This window comes from Algoriphagus sp. TR-M9, from assembly GCF_027594545.1.
Classification (GTDB): domain Bacteria; phylum Bacteroidota; class Bacteroidia; order Cytophagales; family Cyclobacteriaceae; genus Algoriphagus; species Algoriphagus halophytocola.
Genome location: NZ_CP115160.1, coordinates 3,969,065 through 3,984,194, shown reverse-complemented (window position 1 = coordinate 3,984,194; position 15,130 = coordinate 3,969,065). Strand labels below are relative to the sequence as shown.

General features: G+C 43.3%; 16 protein-coding genes. 11 read left to right on the top strand and 5 right to left on the bottom strand.

What is annotated here, in order from left to right; genetic code table 11:
• Window positions 1-27: 27 nt before the first annotated feature.
• Both PBT90_RS16995 and PBT90_RS16990 read left to right on the top strand, forming a co-directional pair.
• Window positions 28-630, top strand: a complete 603-nt coding sequence (locus PBT90_RS16995) for a DUF2179 domain-containing protein (RefSeq protein WP_264807696.1) — start codon at window positions 28-30, stop codon at window positions 628-630.
• Window positions 630-1,337 carry a tRNA1(Val) (adenine(37)-N6)-methyltransferase gene (locus PBT90_RS16990; RefSeq protein WP_264807695.1) on the top strand — a complete coding sequence of 236 codons (708 nt, stop codon included), beginning with the start codon at window positions 630-632 and terminating at the stop codon, window positions 1,335-1,337. Before PBT90_RS16995 ends, PBT90_RS16990 begins: the two co-directional genes overlap by 1 nt.
• 8 nt (window positions 1,338-1,345) lie before the next feature.
• Here the strand turns inward: PBT90_RS16990 and PBT90_RS16985 are convergent, their stop codons facing one another.
• A complete protein-coding gene (locus PBT90_RS16985) occupies window positions 1,346-2,686 on the bottom strand; it encodes a saccharopine dehydrogenase family protein (RefSeq protein ID WP_264807694.1) in 1,341 nt (446 codons plus the stop codon).
• Between the two features lie 120 nt (window positions 2,687-2,806).
• Here PBT90_RS16985 and PBT90_RS16980 point away from each other — a divergent pair, with 120 nt between their 5' ends.
• The 7 genes from PBT90_RS16980 to PBT90_RS16950 all read left to right on the top strand — a co-directional run bounded on the left by PBT90_RS16980 (window position 2,807) and on the right by PBT90_RS16950 (window position 7,528).
• The gene (locus PBT90_RS16980; RefSeq protein ID WP_264807693.1) at window positions 2,807-3,289 is read left to right on the top strand and encodes a cytidine deaminase; all 483 of its coding nucleotides are present in this window, start codon (window positions 2,807-2,809) and stop codon (window positions 3,287-3,289) included.
• 4 nt (window positions 3,290-3,293) lie between these two features.
• The gene (locus PBT90_RS16975) at window positions 3,294-3,941 is read left to right on the top strand and encodes an alpha/beta hydrolase (RefSeq protein WP_264807691.1); all 648 of its coding nucleotides are present in this window, start codon (window positions 3,294-3,296) and stop codon (window positions 3,939-3,941) included.
• A 93-nt stretch (window positions 3,942-4,034) separates the two neighbouring features.
• Complete coding sequence (locus tag PBT90_RS16970) at window positions 4,035-4,472, top strand: UPF0158 family protein (protein WP_264807690.1); 438 nt, start codon at window positions 4,035-4,037, stop codon at window positions 4,470-4,472.
• A 441-nt stretch (window positions 4,473-4,913) separates the two neighbouring features.
• The gene (locus PBT90_RS16965) at window positions 4,914-5,123 is read left to right on the top strand and encodes a hypothetical protein (protein ID WP_264807689.1); all 210 of its coding nucleotides are present in this window, start codon (window positions 4,914-4,916) and stop codon (window positions 5,121-5,123) included.
• A 207-nt stretch (window positions 5,124-5,330) separates the two neighbouring features.
• Window positions 5,331-6,287 (top strand): BF3164 family lipoprotein, encoded by a 957-nt coding sequence (locus PBT90_RS16960; RefSeq protein ID WP_320055357.1) that lies wholly within the window; start codon window positions 5,331-5,333, stop codon window positions 6,285-6,287.
• 101 nt (window positions 6,288-6,388) lie between these two features.
• The gene (locus PBT90_RS16955; RefSeq protein ID WP_264807688.1) at window positions 6,389-6,889 is read left to right on the top strand and encodes a GNAT family N-acetyltransferase; all 501 of its coding nucleotides are present in this window, start codon (window positions 6,389-6,391) and stop codon (window positions 6,887-6,889) included.
• A 36-nt stretch (window positions 6,890-6,925) separates the two neighbouring features.
• Complete coding sequence (locus PBT90_RS16950; RefSeq protein ID WP_264807687.1) at window positions 6,926-7,528, top strand: HdeD family acid-resistance protein; 603 nt, start codon at window positions 6,926-6,928, stop codon at window positions 7,526-7,528.
• A gap of 62 nt (window positions 7,529-7,590) precedes the next feature.
• Here PBT90_RS16950 and eda read toward each other — a convergent pair whose 3' ends face one another.
• Both eda and PBT90_RS16940 read right to left on the bottom strand, forming a co-directional pair.
• Window positions 7,591-8,247, bottom strand: a complete 657-nt coding sequence (eda, locus tag PBT90_RS16945) for a bifunctional 4-hydroxy-2-oxoglutarate aldolase/2-dehydro-3-deoxy-phosphogluconate aldolase (RefSeq protein WP_264807686.1) — start codon at window positions 8,245-8,247, stop codon at window positions 7,591-7,593.
• 8 nt (window positions 8,248-8,255) lie between these two features.
• A complete protein-coding gene (locus tag PBT90_RS16940) occupies window positions 8,256-9,251 on the bottom strand; it encodes a sugar kinase (protein ID WP_264811474.1) in 996 nt (331 codons plus the stop codon).
• A gap of 386 nt (window positions 9,252-9,637) precedes the next feature.
• On the opposite strand from PBT90_RS16940, the gene carB reads away from it, so the two are divergent.
• Window positions 9,638-12,457 (top strand): carbamoyl-phosphate synthase large subunit, encoded by a 2,820-nt coding sequence (carB, locus tag PBT90_RS16935; RefSeq protein WP_264807685.1) that lies wholly within the window; start codon window positions 9,638-9,640, stop codon window positions 12,455-12,457.
• A gap of 21 nt (window positions 12,458-12,478) precedes the next feature.
• Window positions 12,479-12,736: a DUF4834 family protein gene (locus PBT90_RS16930; RefSeq protein WP_264807684.1), complete on the top strand. Its 258-nt coding sequence runs from the start codon at window positions 12,479-12,481 to the stop codon at window positions 12,734-12,736.
• Window positions 12,737-12,749: 13 nt separating this feature from the next.
• Here PBT90_RS16930 and PBT90_RS16925 read toward each other — a convergent pair whose 3' ends face one another.
• Window positions 12,750-13,937: a class I SAM-dependent methyltransferase gene (locus tag PBT90_RS16925; protein WP_264807683.1), complete on the bottom strand. Its 1,188-nt coding sequence runs from the start codon at window positions 13,935-13,937 to the stop codon at window positions 12,750-12,752.
• Window positions 13,937-14,926, bottom strand: coding sequence for an aspartate-semialdehyde dehydrogenase (locus tag PBT90_RS16920; protein ID WP_264807682.1), 990 nt, complete (start codon window positions 14,924-14,926; stop codon window positions 13,937-13,939). Before PBT90_RS16920 ends, PBT90_RS16925 begins: the two co-directional genes overlap by 1 nt.
• Between the last annotated feature and the right edge of the window lie 204 nt (window positions 14,927-15,130).

Below are 15,130 nucleotides of genomic sequence, written 5' to 3'. Positions count from 1 at the left end.
TGCGGCTTCAATCTACCTGATTTTGTCATGCAAGAATTTCTCAATACCCTAGGAGTTTCTGATCAGCTTTTTAATTACCTGATCATGCCTTTGCTTATCTTCTGTGCGAGGGTTGGGGATGTCTCCATTAATACCTTGCGCATCATGTTTATGATGAATGGCAAGAAGAATATCGCCCCTGTTTTGGGTTTTTTTGAAGCTTTGATATGGCTACTGGCCATAGGACAGATTTTTCAGAATATTGACAATCCCCTTTCCTACCTGGCTTATGCAGCTGGATTTGGGACAGGGACTTATGTGGGGATGTATTTCGAAGAAAAGCTTGCTTTAGGTAGAGTTTTGGTGCGGGTGATCTCGCCAAAACCCCATCCCGAACTGCTTGAATACATGAAAGAACGGGATTTCCGATTCACCAGCGTAGGGGCTGAAGGGCGTTACGGTAAGGTGATTCTACTGTTCACAGTCATGAAAAGAGAAAATCTGAAGGAGTTTGTGGACAAATTGAAAAGTGTGGACGAGAAGGCGTTCTATACCATTGAGAGTGTGAAACGGGTCTCTGAAGATGATTTGAATGTGATGGATGACAAGCCCAGATTCAATATGAGCTTTTTCAGTAAAGCCCGTACCTGATGGGAAATTCCTGGTTTCGCTTTCAGCAATTTACAGTGCACCAAGATCGAAGTGGCATGAAGATCAGTACCGATGCCGTGATGCTGGGAGCATTAGCAACTGCTACTTCTCCTAGAAGAATCCTGGATATAGGAACCGGTACGGGGGTGATTGCGCTAATGCTTGCGCAGCGGTTTCCAAATGCACAGATTGAGGCCATTGAAATAGATGAACAGGCGGCGGAGCAAGCGGCGGAGAATATCAGCGCTAGCCCGTTTGCTAGTAGAATGAACTTGATCCATGGGAGGTTACAGGATTTTACTTCTGCTGCGCCATATGATTTGATCGTCAGTAATCCACCTTATTTTCCGGACCACCTCAAAGCTAAAGATGCACAGCGAAATACCGCACTGCACACAGATGAGCTTTCTTTTTTGGACTTGATTTCCAAAGCAGGTGAATTGCTTCAGACAGGAGGGGGTTTTTGGGTGATATTGCCTCCTAGGCAAATGCTGGAGTTTTCAGCAATCTCTGAAAATATGGGATTAAATATGGTGGAAAAATTCACGCTTCAGGATAAGCCTGGCAAGCGGGTACAACGGGAAATTTGTGCTTTTTCTTCAGTAAATCAAGCGATGGAGGTTCGTCCCATTTTTATCAAAGATGAAGATGGAAATCCTCACTCTTCCTATGCAGCCTTGGTAAAAGGGTTTTTATTGGACTATTAAAGGTGATTTCACGGGCCTTCTTTCGCTAAAACTTCTTCCTTAAACCGTATTCCAAACTTGTCCAATTCCTCTAAAATGGGTTGATATAGCCTTGGGATCACTGGAGTATGTAATCCTGCGAGCTTAATTTTTCCATCCAAAAACAAATCCACCGCAATGGCCAAGGGTAAACCAACTGTTTTGGCCATGGCTGTGTAGGTACTGCCCTCCCCGAAGGAAACCAAGGTGGACGTGATGGTTTTTTTGCCGCTTTTGGTTGCAAGTTCAAAGAGATGCTGCATGACGATCATGTCTTTGTCTTCGGGATAAAGCTTCCAGTTTTTCTCCAAAATTGCCTGTAAAATGGCTGCCGGGGAGCCTTTGGTTTTGGGTAGTGGATTTGGACCAAAAAAGCCCAACCATTGGATCTTCTCCCATGTTTGAAAATCAAAATCTGGAATGACGTCAGCAACTTTTTCCTCCACAGTCTGGACAGGATCATAGGGTAGAAAAGTATTCAGAAACTGCCTGAGACTCATCTTATCAGGTAGATCCAATTCATAACTGTCATCGCACATACCCAGTTGAACGAAAATATTCCAGGCTTTGCAATAACCTTCTCGACGTAATGTGCCGCGTAGCATGGTAGGGATGTTTTCCACCCCGTAAGTTTTGCGATAGCTGAGCGAGTCCCGGTTTGGATAGCCCTCGAAGTTACCAAGTCCAGGAAGCTTTATGGAGTCCAGCCGGGTAAATAGTCGATGATAAGGGACGAGTTTAAGTTCACCTTGATCGATGTATCTGGAGGCACCTTGGCCGGCTAGTACTACATTTCGGGGGTTCCAGGTGAATTTATATTTCCATGGATTGTCCTCAGATTCAGGGGATAAAAGTCCACCGCAGTAAGATTTAAAAGAAATGATTTCCTCCCCTTCGGCTTTTGCCCGGTCTATAATTTTCATGGCAGACATGTGGTCGATTCCAGGATCCAAGCCGCATTCATTGAGGAAAATCAGGTTCTTGGCCTCGATTTCCGTTTTCATTTTTCTCATCTCATCCGATTCATATGAGGCAGAGAAGAAGTGCTTTCCAAAATCCAGGCAGTCTTTGGCCACGGTGGGGTGCAGGAATGCAGGTAGCATGGATATGACTAAGTCGGCTTCCTGGATGAGGAATTGTCTGGCACTGAGGTCTTCGATATTTAGCTTCCTGGCTTCGGTGTTTGGGCGATCCTTGAGTTTTTCTTGAGCAGATCCTAGGTTTAGGTCTGCCAAAATCAACTTTCGGGACTTCGAAAGGCAGCTTTCTGCTAAGTAATCAATCAAATAAATGGCCGATTTGCCACCTCCTAAAATCAATATGGTCTGCATAGTACTCAAAATTAGCCTAGGCTAAAATGTGCAATTTATACTAGCCAAAAAAGCAGGCTGGCCTAAAGTGGAATAACTTTTCTGTACCTTAATCGTTAGGATGACACCTATTAAGAGACTATGAGTAAAAAGATAAGATTTCAAGCAGAGTTTGAAGAACTGTCCTGGGAGGAGCTAAGTACAGAAGAGCAGCAGCTGATGATGCGGGCCAGGAGGATCTCTGAAACTGCCTATGCTCCCTATTCAGCATTCCAAGTGGGCGCAGCGCTGAGGCTGGAGTCAGGAGAGATTTTGCAGTCCAGCAATCAGGAGAATGTCAGTTTCCCAGTAGGGACCTGTGCAGAGCGATTGGTTCTGGGCTATGCGGGTGCCAATTTTTCTGGGGTAGCGGTGAAGCAGTTGGCTATCGCGGCTAGACGAAGAGGAGATGAGGTCTGGGCAAAGGTGTCGCCTTGCGGAATGTGCAGACAGGCTATCAATGAGACGGAGATGAGATTTGGAAGCCCCATTTCCCTATTGCTTCAACAAGCAAATGGGGATATTTTGAGGTTTAATGGGATTCAGTCCTTACTGCCTTTCAAGTTTGACGATCTGAACGCTTAGGGTTTTGAAGAAAAGTTTACATTTTCAATATCAGGCACACTATGCCCTTTCACATGAACCTACCTTCGAAGAGAAGGAAGTATGGTTGGTGTTACATGGCTATGGGCAGCTGGCGGAGTTTTTTCTTCGGAAGTTTCAGCCTCATGACTCGTCTGAGCGGTTGTTCATAGCACCAGAAGGCACAAATTACAATTACCTGAACGGGTTTTCAGGGAGAGTAGGAGCAAACTGGATGACCAGGCATGAGCGTGAAGTCGCCATTGCCAACAATCATGTTTTATTGGATAGCTTGATGGAAAAGTATTTGTCCGGTTTTGCAAGTTTGCCTAAAGTGAAAGTTTTGGGATTTTCTCAGGGAGCAGCCACTGCCACGCGCTGGGCCAGCCAATGGTCTGGCAGTATAGTTCAATTGATACTTTGGGCCGGAGGATTTGCCGAAGACATGAAGCTGGACCTGGCCCGGGAGAAATTTGGTAAGACAAAGATTCTAATGGTAATGGGGGATCAGGATGAATTTGTCACAGATCAGGCAATTTTAGCTCAGCAAAAGATGCTTTTTAAACTAGGTAAAACAGCCGAAGAACTTAGCTATAGTGGAGGTCATCAAATTGATTCTGAATTGCTTAGCAAAATCATTGATTCTAATGCCTAAAACCTCTTATATTGTTTTCTCAATTCCCTGAACAATAGAATTTGATCAGAATCCCACATTCACTATTTTTCTAAAAATTTTCTAAAACCATCAATGCTTTCGCTTTCTGAAAAGGAGATAGACTTAATCTCCACCCAATTACTCAAAGGTATGATTTGCTTCTACCAACTGGACAAGAAGAAAATCCACTACATGCCAGACGATGAGGATTACTACAATTATGACCTTACTGAAGCTGAAGAGGATATTCTCGATGCTATCGAAGAGGAGCCGGATAACTATGCAGAGTTCACGCAGATGGAGCCGGCACAGGAGCATCAGATGATGCAGGACTTCATAGACCAGCGGGTGAAGGAGCGCAGCCTGGCAGAGGATCTGGTAGGAGCCCTGACCAAGCCTAAAGCTAATACTGCCTTTAAGTTTCTGATCGAAGACTCCAAATACGCCCAAGACTGGAAGGAATTCCGTAAGAGCAAATACTACGACTGGATCAAGGAACAAGTAGATAGTTTCAACTATACCGAAGATTAATAGATAGCCGTTCAATTTTGGACGGCTATTATTTTGGTTTTAACCGTGGTGGACGCTGAGGTTTTCGCAGAGGACACAGCTTCAGGCTGAGTGTCTTACAAGCTACCGAGATTCGCGGAGTATGGGGCGGTCAGGCTGAGCGTAGTCGAAGCCTATCATATTCTCCGGAAGTTGCTTGGGGATATTTTCTAGGCTCTTTTTGTCTTCCAATATACGGTATAACTAGTATCTTATTATTTTTACACAAGCAATTTGCCGCTTGCAAAAAAAACGCCACTCCTGTAATTTGATTGTTTAGGTAACTGGCTGGTTTTTAGTTTCAACTATAACTTTAACCAAAACAATTTTATTATGAAATCAAGCATGACCCGAAGCGACACACAGAGGGATGATTATAATTCATGCGAAGATTCCATGTGACCTTAAAAAAATTATAAACACATGAAAAACAAAATGAAAGTATTAGGCCTCAGTTTAGGGGTTATGGGAATGTTGTTTGCTTCATTAATAGTAAATCCTTCTAATGCTAAAGCAAGTAAGGAAGCTCCTCATCATATATGCTGTATGGCAAATTCTAGTGGCTGTACAGACCTAGGAGGAGTCTTTTGGGAATATGATGAAGCTAGAGTGGCAGAAACCTGTACACGTTAAAGATTTAATTACATTTATATTAATTCCTGGCCTAAAAACCAGGAATTAATTATTTAATATGAAGAACATAGTTAGTTTTTGGTTTTCTTTATTTTCATTATTGTTGATAATTTCTTGTTCTGGTATAAGCCAAGAAAATCCATTTTTGGAAATTGAAAAAAGTGAAAAAGTATATTATCTCGAAGGTGAAAAGATCTATTTCCAGAGATAATTAATCCGATAGCTATTAATGCTGTTGGGGATTTTTTAATCATATCAGAAAATAGGCGAAATGACCCAACTTATCCGCTTATACGTATTTTTCGAAAATCTCCCTTATCTTATTTTTCATCTAAAGGGAAACCAGGGTTTGGTCCTTTAGAAATCCCAAGTGCGACTTTGGTGGAATCAGGCCCTAATGATTCAACTTTTACCGTTTATAGTGGGATGAGTAAAACCCTTACTGATTTTTCACTTGCAGACACCTCCTTATTAGGAATCAATCAATATAAGCAACCAGAAGGCCTATATGAAGTGTATAAAATGTTTCATGCTACGGACAGCACGATGCTGGGAATAAAGTCTATTGACGAGAATAGGCTTGTAGAGATCTCCTTGAAGGACGGAAAAAGAATAGCTGGATATGGAAAATGGGAGAAAATTCCTAATGCTGATCATTTGATTGATTACAGCGACCCAATAGTAAATTTTCATTTAGGTCAAATCAATAAAGGATGGTTTAAGGCTAATAGAAAAGAGGGGCTGTTTGTTACGGCAGGCGTATATCGTGATCGTATAGAAATATTTGATTATAATAACAAGAAGTTTACGGTAGTGGAGGGGCCTAGGTTAGACCTCCCAAAATTTGAGATTGTACCTTCTGGAGCAAATTCAGTTGTGATTTTTGATATAGAGAATAAATATGGTCATCGGGACATTTATATTGACGATAAGTATATATACGATCTATACGGTGGATTTAACGAAGAGGAAATTTTTGAGAACAATGTAGTTGCCAAGACCATCTATATCCTAACTCATTCAGGCGATGTAGTGGGGATGTTACATCTGGACATATCCATTAGAGGATTAGTTGTAGACACAAGTCTAAAGAAAATCTATGGGATTACTACCGATAAAGATCCCGGTATTGCTGTATTTGACCTTCCTGACGAGTTTTTGTGATGATATGTTATCAATCAACATAAAAAAAGGAGCTCAGCTATGGGGTCCTTTTTTATTCATTCATAGTAGTAAACTTTTTACTTTTTTTCTATTTTAAACGAATGCAAACCCCACCTGAATTTTCAATCAGAAATACCCTTGAGCCAGGAGACCTGGGGCAGGTGGCGGCATTGCATGGGAAAGTATATGCTGAAGAGCAGGCGTTTGGGTTGGGGTTTGAAGCTTATGTGATGGAAAGTCTGCTGGAGTTCTATCGAGCTTATGATCCGAATAAAGACCGGGTGTGGGTAGTGGAAAGTGCAGGGAAAATGGTCGGTTTTGTGCTGCTGATGCACCGGCCTGCAAACCGCGCCCAGCTCAGGTATTTTATTTTGGCCAAGGAATTTCGGGGTCAGGGAATCGGTAGCAGGCTGATGGAGGAGTGGATGGATTTCTACAAGGCCAGGGCTTACTCCGCAGCCTACCTATACACTACTGCCGGACTGGATGCTGCGGCGAGCCTTTATGAAAGAATGGGCTTTCGCAAAATCAGTGAAATGAAATCCAGAAATTACGGAGTGCCCCTTTTGGAACAGTATTATGAATTTGTGGAGAGCGAGTAGCGCTTGGATATTAGTATACTTAATAAACTTTTAAATATGGAAAATCAACCTTTGAAATCGGTTCGTAATGCATTGAAGCATTGGTATTTCTTGACCATTATAGGTGTCATCTTTATCCTTTTGGGGATTTGGGTGTTCAGAACTCCGCTTGCATCCTATCTTGTATTGGCTACTTTCTTCAGTATTTCTTTTTTGCTTTCCGGATTGGCAGAAATCTCTTTTGCCCTCGGCAATAAGAAAGAGCTGGACAATTGGGGCTGGTTTTTGGCTTCTGGAGTTTTCAGTGCATTAATAGGCATATTGCTATTGGCCAATCCTGCTCTTTCTATGGCTACTTTGCCACTTTATGTTGGGTTCGGGGTGATGTTTCGCTCCGTGGCGGGGGTCAGTTTTGCGCTCAGCCTGAAAGACCATGGTGATGAATACCAATCTTTGCTCTGGATGAGTATTGGGGGTGTGGTATTGGCTTTTCTCCTGATCTGGAATCCTGCTGTGATCGGCATGACATTGGTTTCCCTTACGGCTATTACCTTTATCTTGCTAGGGGCTGGAGCCGTATGGTTTTCATTGAAACTGCGAAAGTTGCATCAGATTCCGGGAAAACTCAAAGCTAAACTGGACCAGAGTGACAGGGGTTGAATGGTTATAGCAGGTAGAAAGTAATTTTCGCAAGCTACTTTCTACCCAGTATTCCTAGTTGACTACAATTTTGCAATGATTTTCAGGGTGTCTGCAATTTTGTTTTCCAGCAGGTCAAATTGCTGATTTTTGATCCATTCTTTATTGAAAAGCTGGGATCCCATCCCCACGCAGAATACTCCGGCTCTGAACCATTCAGAAAGGTTAGCTTCGCTAGGTTCCACACCTCCTGTAGGCATGATGTTCAGGTCTGGGTAAACAGACTTTGCGGCAGCTACGAATGCTGATCCTACCACATTGCCGGGGAAAGCTTTGACTAAAGTAGCCCCCAGTTTTTTGGCAGCATATATCTCTGACATGGTAGCACAGCCTGGGATCCAGAAAATATTCTGAGAATTGCAGTGTACGGCCAGTTCCGGTATCAGAGCTGGAGAAACAATAAATTGAGCTCCAGCCTCAGTATAGGCTACTGCGTCTTCTACTGTGAAAATAGTCCCGATTCCCATGATTAAATCCGGGTATTTTTCGGCGTATTGTACGAGTTCCTGGAAAATCTGAAGGGAATTTTCGGTTCTGTTGGTGAATTCAAATACTCGTATTCCGGCTTTGTACGATGCCTCCAAAACACCTTTTGCGACGGAGATATCAGTATGATTGAACACAGGGATCATTCCTGTGCCATTCATAGCCTGTAGTATGGAGCTTGTAGTAAATTTCATTTTCAATATTAACGTAAAAGTTTTCCGACATTTTTTCCTTCTACCAGCTGGTGGACTTCATCCACAGAGACATAGTTAGCATCGCCGGGGATGGAATGCTTGAGCACAGATGCTGCCACTGCAAATTCCAGCGCATAGTGTTCCTCTTCATGCAGCAGCCCATAAATCAAACCGGCCATGTACGCGTCCCCGCCACCGATTCTATCGACGATATGGGTCATGTCGTAACTTTTGGACTGGAGCAACTCTTTGCCATTCCAAAGTATCCCGGACAGGCCATTCTCGGACGCACTGATTGAGTTTCTATTGGTGGTAGAAATGTATTTCAAGGAAGGGCATTTTTCTTTGGCCTTTGCACAGGCTTGGAGGTAGTCAGATTCCTTGATATCCATGCAGTTTTCGAAATCGGTCAAACCGGCTATGATCAGATGTGATGGAGCGATAAGCTCAGGCATAATATCCAGAGGTCCCTTGCCGTACTGCCAGAGATTTCGTCTGTAGTTGATGTCTGCGCTGATTTTCACCCCCAGTCTGGAAGCAGCCTCTACTGCGGCTTTGCAGAGATCTGCCGCCGCTTGGGAGATGGCTGGCGTAATTCCTGTCCAGTGAAACCATTCTGCTCCTTCGAAAATTTTGTCCCAGTTGAAATCATCAGGATTAAGATTGGCAAAAGCAGAATCAAATCGATCGTAAATGATTTTTGAAGCTCGCTGCATGGCTCCATTCTCCACGAAGTAAACCCCCATTCTTCCCTCTTGGTATTGTATATAAGAGGTGTCCACCCCAGCAAAATTCAGCGTACTCACTGCCGCTCGCCCAATCTCATGGTCAGGAAATACGGTCACATGAGCGGCATGACAACCCCAGTAAGCTAGGGATGTGGCCACATTGGCTTCAGCACCACCATAATTGACCTCGTAAGATTGGGTTTTGATAAAACGCTCATTTCCTGGAGTGGAAAGTCTCAGCATGATTTCACCAAGGGTGACTATTTTCTTTTTCATGAGTAATAATATTCTTTCAGTGCCAGTATTGACTTCATTTCCTGCTGAGCTTACAGATCTTGCCATGCCATGCTGAAGAGCTGCGCCCTGTTCAAACAAGGTCAAAAGGATAAGTCAGATTTTTAAAATTTGCCCAAAAAATGAAATTCACAAATATAATTCCTTGAGCTATTTATGATCCGACAATAATAAATGCCAATTGTTGGTAAAACAATAAATCTCGCCCAATTCTTTGAAAGTCATTCAACAATAATTTTGGAAGGAAGTCTAGGGAATTTGTTTTTAGTGGCGAATTCTTTTGAAAGGGGAATGCCTCTTCCGATATTTTTTCTAATTTTGCCCCAATTTGGACTTAAGTATTTATCTCTCTCTATTCCCCTCTAAGAATGCCAAAAGACAGTAGCATCAAGCACGTACTCATCATCGGTTCTGGTCCCATTGTTATCGGCCAAGCATGTGAATTTGACTATGCAGGTTCTCAAGCGGCGAGGTCCCTTCGCGAAGAAGGTATCACTGTGACGCTGATTAACTCCAATCCAGCTACCATTATGACCGATTCGGTCACGGCGGATAATATTTATTTGCTTCCCTTGGAGAAAAAGTCAATCATCAAAATCCTGAATGAACACCCGGATATTGATGCAGTTCTACCGACTATGGGAGGACAGACGGCTTTGAATCTCGCTATTGATTGCGATAATGCCGGAATCTGGAAAAAATACAACACCAGAATGATAGGTGTGGATATTGACGCCATAGAAACTGCCGAAAACCGTGAAAAATTCAAGGCACTCATGGAAGAGCTGGGAGTTAACGTCTGTATAGGCCATACTGCCACTTCCTTTTTGCAGGGCAAAGAAATCGCACAGGAAATTGGCTTCCCGCTGGTAATCCGACCTTCCTACACACTTGGTGGTACCGGTGGAGGTTTTGTAGAAAAGCCTGAAGACTTCGAAAAAGCCTTGACCTCAGGATTGCAAGCTTCGCCAACTCATGAAGTTTTGATAGAGCAAAGTATTCTGGGATGGAAAGAATACGAGCTAGAGGTCATGCAGGATTCTATCGGAAATATGATAGTGATCTGTTCCATAGAAAATTTTGACCCATGTGGGGTACATACCGGAGACTCCATCACAGTAGCACCGGCGATGACCCTTCCGGATACAGTGTATCAGGAACTGAGAAATCAGGCCATCAAAATGATGAAAGGAATTGGGAATTTTGCAGGTGGCTGTAATGTGCAGTTTGCCGTAAGTCCTGATAACAAAACGATCATAGGAATCGAAATCAACCCGAGAGTTTCCAGATCTTCTGCTTTGGCATCCAAGGCTACTGGATATCCTATCGCCAAAGTTGCCGCCAAGCTAGCTATCGGGTACAATTTGGATGAACTGACCAATACCATTACCGGAACTACCTCCGCGTTTTTTGAGCCTGCGATCGATTATGTGATCGTAAAAGTGCCAAGATGGAATTTCGATAAATTCAAAGGTTCTGACCGTAGACTAGGGCTATCCATGAAGGCTGTGGGTGAAGTGATGGGCATTGGCCGTAACTTCCAGGAAGCTTTGCAAAAAGCCTGTCAATCGCTTGAAATCAAGAGAAATGGACTTGGTGCAGACGGCAAAGAGCTGAGAGATCAGGAGAAAATCCTTTATTCACTGGCCAATCCGAGCTGGAATAGACTTTTCCATGTGTATGACGCATTTAAGTTGGGGATTTCCTTTAGGACTATCCACGACCTCACCAAAATCGACAAGTGGTTCCTAAGACAAATCGAGGAGCTGATTCACCTGGAAGCTGAGATCGAAAAATGCGACATTAACAGCATTTCCCAAGAGCTGATGGAAATGGCGAAGAAAAAAGGCTATGCAGACAGACAGTTGGCGCATTTGCTAGGTTGTCTTGAAAGCGAAGTCTTCAATAAGCGCTATGATGAAATGGGGATCAAGCGAGTGTATAAACTGGTGGATACCTGTGCAGCTGAATTTGAAGCCCAAACTCCTTATTACTACTCTTCTTTCGGGGATGAGAATGAATCTGTGACTACGGATAAGAAAAAAATTGTGGTCTTAGGCTCTGGGCCTAACAGAGTAGGTCAGGGAATCGAATTTGACTACTCTTGTGTACATGGTGTGCTTGCAGCAAAGGAATGTGGCTATGAGACCATCATGATCAACTGTAATCCAGAGACGGTTTCTACGGACTTTGACATTGCGGACAAATTGTATTTTGAACCGGTATTCTGGGAGCATATCTATGAGATTATCCTTCACGAAAAGCCAGAGGGAGTTATCGTTCAGCTAGGTGGACAAACAGCATTGAAGCTAGCGGAGAAACTGGAAAAATATGGCATTAAGATCATCGGGACGAGTTTTGAAGCCTTGGACCTTGCCGAAGACAGAGGTAGATTCTCCAGCTTACTGAAAGAGTTGGATGTGCCTTATCCGCAATTTGGTACGGTTCATAATACTGACGAAGCACTTGAGCTTTGCAAAGAGATCGGGTTTCCCTTGCTGGTAAGACCAAGCTATGTGCTGGGCGGACAAGGCATGAAGATCGTGATCAATGAAAAGGAACTGGAAGAGCACGTAGTGGATGTACTCAGAGATATCCCGAATAATGAAATTCTACTGGATCACTTCCTGGAAGGAGCGATAGAAGCTGAGGCTGACGCGATCTGCGATGGGGAGAATGTGTACATAATTGGCATCATGCAGCACATCGAGCCGGCTGGTATTCACTCCGGTGATTCCTATGCGGTGTTGCCTCCCTATAATTTGGGTGATTTGGTGATTCGTCAGATAGAGACCTTTACGGAGAAAATCGCTTTGGCACTGAAAACCGTAGGTTTGATCAATATTCAGTTTGCGATCAAAGACGATAAGGTGTACATCATCGAAGCGAATCCAAGAGCTTCACGTACGGTTCCTTTCATTTGCAAGGCCTACCGTGAACCTTATGTAAACTATGCCGTAAAGGTGATGTTGGGTGAGAAAAAAGTGACGGATTTTGAATTCAAACCTTACAAACATGGTTATGCTATCAAACAGCCCGTGTTCTCATTCCATAAATTCCCGAATGTAAATAAAGAATTAGGGCCGGAAATGAAATCTACCGGAGAGGCGATTTACTTTATCGAAGATCTGATGGATGATTATTTCTTAAAAATCTACTCTGAAAGAAACCTTTATTTGAGTAGATAAGGTCAACAAAAAACAACAGTTTTGGTAAAATTTCTTGTCATAGTACTTGGAGTCGGCTGGCTATTGATCCAGCTGCTCCGATATTTTCTTAGATCAAAGCTTGCAAAGTTTGCGCAGCATGTAAATGAAGTAGCCAAGGAAGAAGAACGTGCACAGCGTCATGCTTCCAGGCCTAAAGATGAAGTGGTGGTAGACTATGTTCCTAAGAAGCCGCATGAGAAAAGCTCCAAAGATATACAAGGCGGGGAATACGTCGATTACGAAGAAGTGAAGGATTAATCCTTCACTTTTTTTATTTTACTAGCTTACACCAAAAAACCTTGAAACCACTTTGGGTTTTGGTCCCGATCAGAAAATCTTCCCCTCCGTCCTTTACGCCGAGCTTTTTCTTCAGGATTTCTGAACCACTGGCATAGTTTCGGGTGATCACATTTACCTTCCCCGAAGGGAACAGCTTTTTGATTTCAGCTTTCTTAGGCTGCACCTCCCGGATTACTTTGAATACCCGGGCTGGGAGTTCGGGCTTTAGCTCAGAGCTGGTATAGAGGTGGCTGTTTGGTTCTAGTTTTTCCAATCCAAATCTACTTCCAAAAGCCTTAAAAGCTCCTGCTTTCAAAACTCCAGAAAGCGGCTCAAACAAATACTCTCTAATTTCCCCATATACAGACTGGCTGCTTTCTTCTTCACCCAGTTCAAATGAAAAAAGGGTTTCTTTCACACCCAGATCAATAGCTTCAATTCTCAAAGGAACTTCAGATGCTTGCTTTTGCCAATGTAATAGCAATTCTTTCACCTCATTTTTGACAGAAACCACCTGCACTTTTTGGATGTCCGGAAGAGCTGAGATTGCCTGAGAGATGTCAAGCATGGGCGATACTTTCAGCAAAATCGAATTGGCTTTACTTTTCAGCATTTCCCAGGAACTGACCACATCGGGCTCGCAATCCTCAAGTTGGTAGAGCTTCTGGTTTCCTTTTCCCCTACGCGCAGGATCCGCATAGATCAGCTCAAACCGTTTGGAGGTCTGCTCCAAAAATGCTATTCCATCACCCTTGATAATTTCGAATTTCTTTGGTGCTAAAAGGTCTAGGTTGTGCTCGGCTATTTCTGCTAGTTCCGCTTGCTGTTCACAGTAGATAGCTTTTTCGAAGGCCCTATTTAAAAAATAACTGTCCACCCCAAAACCCCCAGTGAGGTCAATCATTGTTTTTCCTTGCAGGTATTTTGCTTTGAAAATGGCTGTTTCTTCTGAGGAACTTTGCTCCAGCGAAATACTTGCCGGGAAGACCAATTGTGGATTTGAAGCCCAGGAGGGAAGTTTTTTCTTGGCTTTTTGCCGAGCGGAAATTTGCTGAACCGCTGTTTTCAGGTCAAAGTCAGTTTTGCCCTGGTACTTGAAAAGTAAAAGTGCAGGATCTTCACTGAGATGATCCTGCACAAATTGCTGAAAATCGGGCCGGTGAAACTGGCTCAGATCCATTATATCAAGCCGTTTGCCAGCGCATATTCGGCGATTTGAACGGCATTGGTCGCAGCACCTTTTCGAAGGTTATCTGCTACTATCCACATATTCAGGGTGTTTGACTGAGATTCATCTCTTCTCAATCGTCCCACAAATACCTCATCCTTTTTATGGGCATTGATAGGCATAGGATAGATGAAGTTTTCCGGATCATCCTGAAGGATTACTCCCGGAGTCTCTGCGAGAATTTTTCTTACCTCATCTAGCTCAAAATCCTCTTTAAACTCCACGTTTACAGCCTCAGAGTGACCTCCCATGGTCGGGATTCGCACGGTAGTGGCAGTTACTTTTACACTTTCGTCAGAGAAGATTTTTTTGGTTTCGTTGATCATTTTCATCTCCTCTTTGGTGTATCCATTGGGCTGGAACACATCGATATGAGGAAGTACATTCATGTCAATTTTGTGCGGATAGACCATCTGCGGAGTTTCACCTGCACGCTCAGCCATCATCTGATCCACAGCTCCCTTGCCAGAGCCAGTCACAGATTGATAGGTGGACACCACTACTCTTTTGATGCCATAGCGCTCTCGCAATGGAGCCAAAGCCAATACCATTTGAATGGTGGAACAGTTGGGGTTCGCAATGATCTTATCTTCTTTGGTAAGTTCTTTACCGTTGATTTCTGGCACTACTAGTTTTTTCGTAGGATCCATTCTCCAGGCAGATGAATTGTCAATCACTAAGGTGCCTACCTCTGCAAACTTTGGAGCCCATTCAGTCGAGGTGCTGCCTCCAGCAGAGAAAATAGCCACATCTGGCTGCATAGCGACTGCATCACCCAACCCTATCACAGTGTAAGCTTTACCCTTATATTCAATCTGTTTGCCCACTGATCGCTCACTGGCGACTAGAAGAAGTTCATCAAAAGGGAAATTGTGCTCTGCGAGCACTTCTAGGATTTCTGAGCCTACCAAGCCGGTAGCTCCTACCACTGCTAATTTCATCTGTGTAAAATTTATCTTCCAAAGTTCGGATGGAATCTTGTAGATGTTTTTTCTTCACTGAAGCGAAGATTGAGTTCTACTCGATTTCATCAGATTGTAGAGGTTGATGTTAAAATTTTTTGAAGCACAAAAGTAACTGCTATAGATTCATTTCCAGTCTTGAATTCCAAAAAAATTGAGGAAAAACAGTGAAATCCTCTGCTT

What these genes read in the sequence shown, in the direction of transcription:
- PBT90_RS16950 (WP_264807687.1), top strand. Translation starts at nt 6,926, where the DNA reads ATGGAAAATCAACCTTTGAAATCGGTTCGTAATGCATTGAAGCATTGG.
- PBT90_RS16920 (WP_264807682.1), bottom strand. Translation starts at nt 14,926, where the DNA reads ATGAAATTAGCAGTGGTAGGAGCTACCGGCTTGGTAGGCTCAGAAATC.
- PBT90_RS16965 (WP_264807689.1), top strand. Translation starts at nt 4,914, where the DNA reads ATGAAAAACAAAATGAAAGTATTAGGCCTCAGTTTAGGGGTTATGGGA.
- PBT90_RS16955 (WP_264807688.1), top strand. Translation starts at nt 6,389, where the DNA reads ATGCAAACCCCACCTGAATTTTCAATCAGAAATACCCTTGAGCCAGGA.
- PBT90_RS16980 (WP_264807693.1), top strand. Translation starts at nt 2,807, where the DNA reads ATGAGTAAAAAGATAAGATTTCAAGCAGAGTTTGAAGAACTGTCCTGG.
- carB (WP_264807685.1), top strand. Translation starts at nt 9,638, where the DNA reads ATGCCAAAAGACAGTAGCATCAAGCACGTACTCATCATCGGTTCTGGT.
- PBT90_RS16990 (WP_264807695.1), top strand. Translation starts at nt 630, where the DNA reads ATGGGAAATTCCTGGTTTCGCTTTCAGCAATTTACAGTGCACCAAGAT.
- PBT90_RS16985 (WP_264807694.1), bottom strand. Translation starts at nt 2,686, where the DNA reads ATGCAGACCATATTGATTTTAGGAGGTGGCAAATCGGCCATTTATTTG.
- PBT90_RS16970 (WP_264807690.1), top strand. Translation starts at nt 4,035, where the DNA reads ATGCTTTCGCTTTCTGAAAAGGAGATAGACTTAATCTCCACCCAATTA.
- PBT90_RS16925 (WP_264807683.1), bottom strand. Translation starts at nt 13,937, where the DNA reads ATGGATCTGAGCCAGTTTCACCGGCCCGATTTTCAGCAATTTGTGCAG.
- PBT90_RS16995 (WP_264807696.1), top strand. Translation starts at nt 28, where the DNA reads ATGCAAGAATTTCTCAATACCCTAGGAGTTTCTGATCAGCTTTTTAAT.
- eda (WP_264807686.1), bottom strand. Translation starts at nt 8,247, where the DNA reads ATGAAATTTACTACAAGCTCCATACTACAGGCTATGAATGGCACAGGA.
- PBT90_RS16940 (WP_264811474.1), bottom strand. Translation starts at nt 9,251, where the DNA reads ATGAAAAAGAAAATAGTCACCCTTGGTGAAATCATGCTGAGACTTTCC.